The organism is Streptomyces sp. NPDC059564 (assembly GCF_042735575.1).
GTDB lineage: Bacteria > Actinomycetota > Actinomycetes > Streptomycetales > Streptomycetaceae > Streptomyces.
Genome location: NZ_JBHWBP010000405.1, coordinates 1 through 6496, shown reverse-complemented (window position 1 = coordinate 6496; position 6496 = coordinate 1). Strand labels below are relative to the sequence as shown.

The following is a 6496-nucleotide window of genomic DNA, read 5'->3' as shown; positions in this document are numbered from 1 at the left end:
CGAGAGCTTCTCGACCTCAGGCGTGGGCAGCGTCATCTGTGTATAAGAGACCGTATCTACCGGATGCGCCGGAGGCCAGGCGTCGGCCGCCCTGCAGCGGTGCGGCCGACGCCTACAGCGCCAGTGGCTCCGTCGAGCAGGGACTTCAGCTTGACGGCGAGGACCTGGGGGGTCGGCCGGGCCAGCCTCCTGCCGTTGACTATTCCCGCGGACCAAACCCACGCCCTAGACTGCGACCGCTCCAGGACTTGGCGATCATCGGGAGGGCGTGCGAGATGAAACGGGCACTGATCAGCGCATTCGCGGCCGTGGCGTTAGTCGTGTCCGGGGGGAGTGTCGCCACAGCTTCCGACGGTGCTCCGCCGCGCACGACGCACGGCGCTTGCCAGTACACACAGACCCCGGACGAGCCGCCGGCGCGTTCTGTTCCGCTGCCGCCTGACCCGCGGCGCACCCCCAGCCGTGGCACGGTTGATATGGCTGTTCCGACCAGCCAGGGCCCGCTCCCGCTCCACTTGGACCGGGCCAAGGCGCCGTGTACGGTCCAGAGTTTCCTGCACCTGGCACGGCATGGGTTCTACGACCGTACGGTGTGCCACCGTCTGACGGCGTATCCGACGCTGAAGGTCCTGCAGTGCGGCGACCCGACCGGTACCGGTGAGGGCGGGCCCGGGTACAAGTACAAGGACGAGCTGCCGGTGGACCTGCCGCCGGCACCGACCGATCCGACCGGCGCGCGCCGCCTCTATGGGCGTGGCCTGCTGGCGATGGCCAACGCTGGTCCGGACACGAACGGTTCACAGTTCTTCGTCGTTTACGGCGACTCCGCGCTGCGACCGAACTACACGGTGTTTGGCACGGTCGGCGCCGACGGCCTGGCAACACTCGACAAAGTCGCCGCCGGAGGAATCGAGCCGACCACGGAGGCCCCGGCACCGGTCGACGGCACACCCGTGCTGCGGACCGAGCTGCTCCGCGTCCGGCCGTCCTGCCAGCATTGACGCACCGCGGCGTGGCCATGTGCTCGATGAGCGTGCCTGGGGCCGGTGGCCGCCCCAGGCGGACTACACCGGCCGGGTGAAGCGTCTGGTGCGGAAGCGGAGGGCTCCGGACCTTGTGCCGGGCTACGCGAAGCGCCCAAGCGCAACCAGTGGACTCCGTACGGTGCTGCCGGGCATCGCACCCATTGCGACATCGTGGGTGGTTGTCCAGCGAGCCGCAGCCGGTGTCCTTCCGTGCGGTGTTCGGTTTTGGGCTGGTCAGGCCAGCGAGGGCGGCTCGCGGGGACGGTCTGGTGCGGTGTAGTGGTGTGTCGCTGAGGGGGAGGGCAGTTGCGGTATCAGCGGCTCGGTGAGCTGGGGTTCTGCAGGTCGTGTGAGAACGGCTTTGCGGCGTCAGTCGCGGCTTGACCTGGGGTTGTTGCGGCTTGGTTGCGCCGGGCACTTCGCTGGGTGATGACGCACCCCGACCGGCTCCGGCCACACGAAGTCCTCGGCCTCAAGGCTGTCCGGGCCGCCTGCCCCGAACTCGATGCAGTCGTCGAGCACGTCCGGACCTTCGCCACCCTCATGCACGACCGCCGCGGGCAAGACGTCCTGGACTGGATCGAGCAGGTCCACGACAGCGACTTGCCATCGCTACAGCAGTTCGCCCGAGGACTCCTCCACGACCAGGAAGCCGTCGTCGCCGGCCTCTCCTCAACCTGGAGCTCAGGCCAAGTCGAAGGCCAGGTCACCAGAGTCAAATTGATCAAACGAGCCGGATACGGCCGAGCAAAACTCGACCTCACTCGGATCCGCATCCTCCACAGAAGCTAGCCCTTCAGCGTGGTGGGAGCAGGTGAAATCTCCGTCCACCTCGGCACTTCCGATGTTGATGCAACCCATGCCAACACGTGCTGCATGACGTCATGAACTCCGTGCGGGCTTCCCGGGCGAAGGTGCGCCTGCCACCCCGCATCGGTCACGTCCCCCATGGCCAGAACGGTGGCCCAGCCCCGCTCATGAACGGCAGGCACTCGACGTTGTTCTCGGCGAACCACGTCCTGAGCCACTGAGGCAGTCCACTCATCTTGCCCCCTCACCCGGCCAACGGCTGACGGCTGACGCTCCATCCTCGCAGCACTCACCACACTGGTCACAAGATCAGTGACAGAGCCAAAAATTCGGGATCGGCATCAGTTCGTCCCGCACACCGGGATCGCCTGGGAACATCTGCCGCAGGAGCTCGGCTTCGGCTCGGGTATGACCTGCTGGCGCCGCTTGGCCGAGTGGACCGAGGCTGGAGTCTGGCCCCGGCTGAACGGGGTCCTCCTGGCCTAGCTTCGCAGCGCGAACGCCCTGGACTTCTCCCGGGCGGCCGTCGACGGCTCCCGCATACGGGCGTTAAAAAGGGGATCCAAGACAGGACGAAGCCCGGTTCACCGGGGCAGGACGGGCAGCAAGCATCACCTGATCACCGACACCACTGGTATCCCGCTCGTTGCCACTTTGACCGGAGGCAACCGCAACGACGTCACCCAGCTGATCCCGCTGCTTCAGGCGGTACCGCCGGTGCGGGGCACGCAAGGCAGGCCCCGGCACCGCCCGGACGTGGTGTTGGGCGACCACGACAAGTACCGCCGCCTCGTCCGGGATCTCGGCGTAGAGCCGCCTATCGCCCGCCGGGGCACCGAGCATGGCTCCGGACTCGGCGCCCAACGCTGGGTCGTGGAGCGAGTATTCGCCCACCTGCACTGGTTCCGCCGCCTGCGGATCCGCTGGGGGATGCGCGACGACATCCACGAAGCCTTCCTCACCCTCGGATGCGCACTGGTCTGCTGGCGACGCCTGAACTCCCGGTAGGAGTTTCAAGACAGGCACGGCTTACGCTGACGGCCCGCGGTGGCTAACCTCAGGTTGGCTTGCGCCACACGGAGATGTGCTTCGCGGAGTCCTGGGTGAACGGCGCCCCGTCCCAGTCCGCGACGCGACGTTCCAGCTCGAGCCCAGCGATCCGTGCCATCAGGTCGAGCTCTGCCGGCCAGGCGTAGCGGTGCCGGGAGTTTTCGCGGCGGTAGCGGCCGTCGTCGCCGTCGCGGGTGAAGTGGTGCGAGACGAGAATCTGCTCCACGAGGTCGAAGGTGTCGAAGCCGAGATGCTGCTCAGAGACGTCGAACGGCACCGCGACCTGGCCGGGCGGCAGGAACCGCAGCGGCGGTACGCCCAGCTCGATGACGAATCGGCCGCCGGGCTCCAGATGACGTGCGGCGTTGTGGAAGCACTCGACCTGCTCGTCCTGCGCGAGCAGGTTCGTGATGGTGTTGTAGACGAGATAGACCAGGGTGAACTCGCCGGGAACGACGGTGGTGGCCATGTCCCCGATGACTACCGGGAGCGTGTCCTCGTCGATCTTGCGCCGCAGCACCGCTGCCATGTGCTCGGACAGTTCGATGCCCACTACCGGCACGCCGCGTTCCCGGAGCGGGACGCCCACTCGTCCGGTCCCGATGGCGAACTCCAGTGCCCGGCCGTCTCCGGCGAGTTCGGCGAGGAAGGCGAGGGTCGGTCCGAGGACGGCAGCCGAGGACGCTTCGGCCTCCTCGGCGTCGTAGCGGTCGGCGGTCGCACGGGTCCACAGCTCACTGCTCGTCACGGACGGCCACTTTGCCGGTTGCCGAGGGGCGCTGTCGACGCATTTACCTCCCACCGGCTCCGATCACACGGTTCGGGGCGGGCCGGTACAGACCTTTCAGGGCACCGCCCGGCTTGGGGCGCAGAGTCACGGCCGTGGTGCGGTCGTTCTCCTCGGCGCAGCGTGCACCGCCCACAGCTCGTCGTCGACTTCCCATGGCTTCGGCCGAGCGACCCAGCACCCCGGATCATCAGTCTCGGAGTGATCCAACCACCCTGGAGATCATTTCGTTAGCCGAGACCCATGTGCCGCGGGCCGTGCCGTCCCCCGCCGCCCGCCCTGCTTGTCGGGGCGGGTAGACGATCACCCGCAGCTTGCCGGTAGCCGTACCTCCACCGTGCCGGTGCCAGCTCATTCCGGCACTCTGAGGGCGGCGTCGGGACGGCAGTGCGGGCAGGCCTGCACGCCCTCGGCCAGGGCCCGCCGAGCGAGGTCGGTGCTGGCCGGCTTGCCACTCAGTCCGGCTGCCCATAGTCCACCCGTCATGCCGAAAACGTACGCGGTCGCCCTGACAGCGGGGGACCGGGCGGGTCAGGCCGCGCTCGGTGCCACGCGGGCGTTGTCGACGTACAGACACAGTGCGCCGTCCTCGGGGCGCCTCAGGGCGACCGAGATGCCTCGGACCGCCCCGTCCTGCGCGAAGGCGAGTGCGGCCGCGACCTGGAACGCCGAGCCCCGTGGGGCAACACGGCAGGTCGGACGGATCGAAGCCCGGGCCGGCGAGGCAGACGGCAGCGGGATCTCGGACGGATCGAGCGTCCATGGGTACGCGGCCGGGTGCACGTTTCCGTCCGTAATGCCGACCGGTATGCAGCAACCCACGCAGAAGCATTCGCCCTTGGCGACCTCGAACTCGTCGGCTCCGGCGCCGCACATCACGCACTCGGCGACCAGGACCTCGACGCGCCCGCTTGGCTCCGCACGGCGGCACTGCGCATCATCCGCAGCATGTCCTAAGGCCCCGTGGAGGGCTGCCCCGCCGTCCGTGATCCATGGTGTGGATCCTCGCACGCGACCGACGTCCTGTCGGTGTCCGGCCGGCCGTTGTCAGTGGCGGGCGCGAGGATGCGGGCATACCGCTGAACCGGCCGCCTTCTGAAGGGTTCTCCATGTCCATGTCCATTTCCGTTTCCGGGCCCGCAGCCGACGGCGCGGCCGTCTCCTTCCCCACCGGCTGGTGTGCCACGGACCTGGGGCGCTTGCGGCCGTGCGCGTCCACCTACGAGGTGTATCCCCTGGAGAGCCTGCCGCCGCTGGCGGCCGCGCAATTCGACGACGGGTTCGACTGGCTGGGCGGGGCGGACGGGCCGCGATCCGAGCACACGGAGCATCTCGCGGCCCTGGAGCGGCAACTGGCCGAGGCCGGGCTGGCGCTCCCCGAGGGCTTCGCCGCCTTCTACGGCAGCGAGCACCTCTGCCGTGCCTTCGACGAGGTTTCGGTGACGGCCTGCTGGAGCCACCTCTCCGGTCCGCTGCACAGCCCGGCCGAGGAGGGCGCCCGTCTCGTACGGTTCCTGCGCGACCAGCAGGACTGTGTCATCTGGTACCTGTACCTGCGTCCCTCCGGCGAGGCGTTCGTGGTCTTCTCGCACGTGGAACTGGAGTCCGCCGGCTGGTGGGCGGAGGGGGAGCCCACCGAGGAGGTCCGGGCCGCGGTGGCCTCCTCGCTGATGCGGTGCGCCGACACCTTCGAGGAGTTCGCGTACCGCTTCGTCGTGGAGAACGAGCTGTGGATGCAGGCGAACTCCGCCGACGCCGAGAGCCCGCTCGCTCCCCGCCTCCAGGCGTACGCCGACCACTACGCGTCCGCCGCCTCCTGACCCGGTCGGGCCCGCCCGCGGGCGCCGCTGCTGCGCCAACCCGGCAACGTGGTGCGGACGTGTACCCGTGAACACCGGTGGAAGGGCCGGGGTCGACGTACGGTCGAGCAACGGGCCGAGCCCTGTGGCCGGCACTGCACGCCCCTTGCGCCGGCCGCCGGGGCCGGCCCCTCGACGCCATGACCGGAACAGGAGCGGAGCAGCCGATGCTTCTCTACGCCCAGACCCCAGCACGGCGGAACCGCCAGATCCTCGCGGACCTGGTCGCCGTGGTCGTGATCGCCGGCGCGGTGTGGTTCGCGCTGGCCGTCCACGACGCGATCATGCTGCTGGCCGAGCCGGGACGAAAGGTGGAGAGCGCGGGCGAAGGCTTCGCCAGCGCCCTCGACGACGCTGGCGAAACAGCCTCGGACGTGCCGCTGGTCGGCGGCCTCTTGAAGAAGCCGTTCCAGTCCGCGGCCGACGCCGGCACCGGGCTCGCCGACGCCGGACAGTCCCTGCAGGACGCCATCAGCCAGTTGGCCACTCTGGCCGCAGTCGTCCTGATCGTGGTCCCCGTGGCCTTCGTACTCCTGGTGTGGCTTCCCCTGCGCCTGCGCTGGATCCGTCGCAGCGCCACCGTCCGAAGCCTTTTCGACGCACCCGGAGGCGCCGACCTCCTCGCGCTGCGCGCCCTCACCGGACCGCCGGGCGACCTCCGCGCGATCCCCGCCCCGCCGGGCGGCCTCGCGGACGCCTGGCGCCGCGGCGACCAGCAAGTCGTCGCCGCCCTGTCCGAGATCGCACTCAGGCGCGCGGGCCTGCGACCCTGACGGGCGCAACAGTGGCTCGTATCACTGCACCGTCCAGTCGCACTCCGAGCAGGACCAGCACGCACGAGTGCGCCTGGCTGAGCCGAACCGTCGGGGGCACCCCGTCGGCCCATAGGTGGACGGAGTCCCGGTCCGACAGGTCCCGGTCCTGGAAGGCGGCGTGGTCGACCTGCCACCGCCGGGTCAGCAGGG

General features: G+C 69.4%; 6 protein-coding genes and 2 pseudogenes. 5 read left to right on the top strand and 3 right to left on the bottom strand.

The window, feature by feature from the left end:
• Positions 1 to 275: 275 nt before the first annotated feature.
• From ACFV0Q_RS36660 to ACFV0Q_RS36650, 3 genes and pseudogenes are all read left to right on the top strand, one after another.
• A complete protein-coding gene (locus ACFV0Q_RS36660; protein ID WP_385011623.1) occupies positions 276 to 1001 on the top strand; it encodes a peptidylprolyl isomerase in 726 nt (241 codons plus the stop codon).
• Positions 1002 to 1430: 429 nt separating this feature from the next.
• Entirely contained in the window at positions 1431 to 1817 is a 387-nt protein-coding gene (locus ACFV0Q_RS36655) for a transposase (protein ID WP_385011621.1), read from the top strand.
• A gap of 363 nt (positions 1818 to 2180) precedes the next feature.
• Positions 2181 to 2843 (top strand): annotated as a pseudogene (locus tag ACFV0Q_RS36650) (IS5 family transposase); the annotation flags it as partial.
• Positions 2844 to 2892: 49 nt separating this feature from the next.
• On the opposite strand, the gene ACFV0Q_RS36645 reads toward ACFV0Q_RS36650, so the two are convergent.
• On the bottom strand, positions 2893 to 3633 hold the full coding sequence (locus ACFV0Q_RS36645; RefSeq protein WP_385011619.1) for a class I SAM-dependent DNA methyltransferase: 741 nt from the start codon (positions 3631 to 3633) through the stop codon (positions 2893 to 2895).
• A 390-nt stretch (positions 3634 to 4023) separates the two neighbouring features.
• A complete protein-coding gene (locus ACFV0Q_RS36640; protein ID WP_385011617.1) occupies positions 4024 to 4158 on the bottom strand; it encodes a DUF6233 domain-containing protein in 135 nt (44 codons plus the stop codon).
• Positions 4159 to 4787: 629 nt separating this feature from the next.
• Between ACFV0Q_RS36640 and ACFV0Q_RS36635 the strand changes: the two genes are divergently transcribed.
• Positions 4788 to 5492 carry a hypothetical protein gene (locus tag ACFV0Q_RS36635; protein ID WP_385011616.1) on the top strand — a complete coding sequence of 235 codons (705 nt, stop codon included), beginning with the start codon at positions 4788 to 4790 and terminating at the stop codon, positions 5490 to 5492.
• 179 nt (positions 5493 to 5671) lie between these two features.
• Positions 5672 to 6304: a hypothetical protein gene (locus ACFV0Q_RS36630; protein WP_385011614.1), complete on the top strand. Its 633-nt coding sequence runs from the start codon at positions 5672 to 5674 to the stop codon at positions 6302 to 6304.
• Here the strand turns inward: ACFV0Q_RS36630 and ACFV0Q_RS36625 are convergent.
• A pseudogene (locus tag ACFV0Q_RS36625) lies at positions 6279 to 6496 on the bottom strand (hypothetical protein); the annotation flags it as partial. The gene ACFV0Q_RS36630 and the pseudogene ACFV0Q_RS36625 overlap by 26 nt on opposite strands.

Excerpts from the sequence above, each read along its gene's own strand:
- ACFV0Q_RS36660 (WP_385011623.1), top strand. The coding sequence starts at position 276 with ATGAAACGGGCACTGATCAGCGCATTCGCGGCCGTGGCGTTAGTCGTG.
- ACFV0Q_RS36640 (WP_385011617.1), bottom strand. The coding sequence starts at position 4,158 with ATGACGGGTGGACTATGGGCAGCCGGACTGAGTGGCAAGCCGGCCAGC.
- ACFV0Q_RS36635 (WP_385011616.1), top strand. The coding sequence starts at position 4,788 with ATGTCCATTTCCGTTTCCGGGCCCGCAGCCGACGGCGCGGCCGTCTCC.
- ACFV0Q_RS36630 (WP_385011614.1), top strand. The coding sequence starts at position 5,672 with ATGACCGGAACAGGAGCGGAGCAGCCGATGCTTCTCTACGCCCAGACC.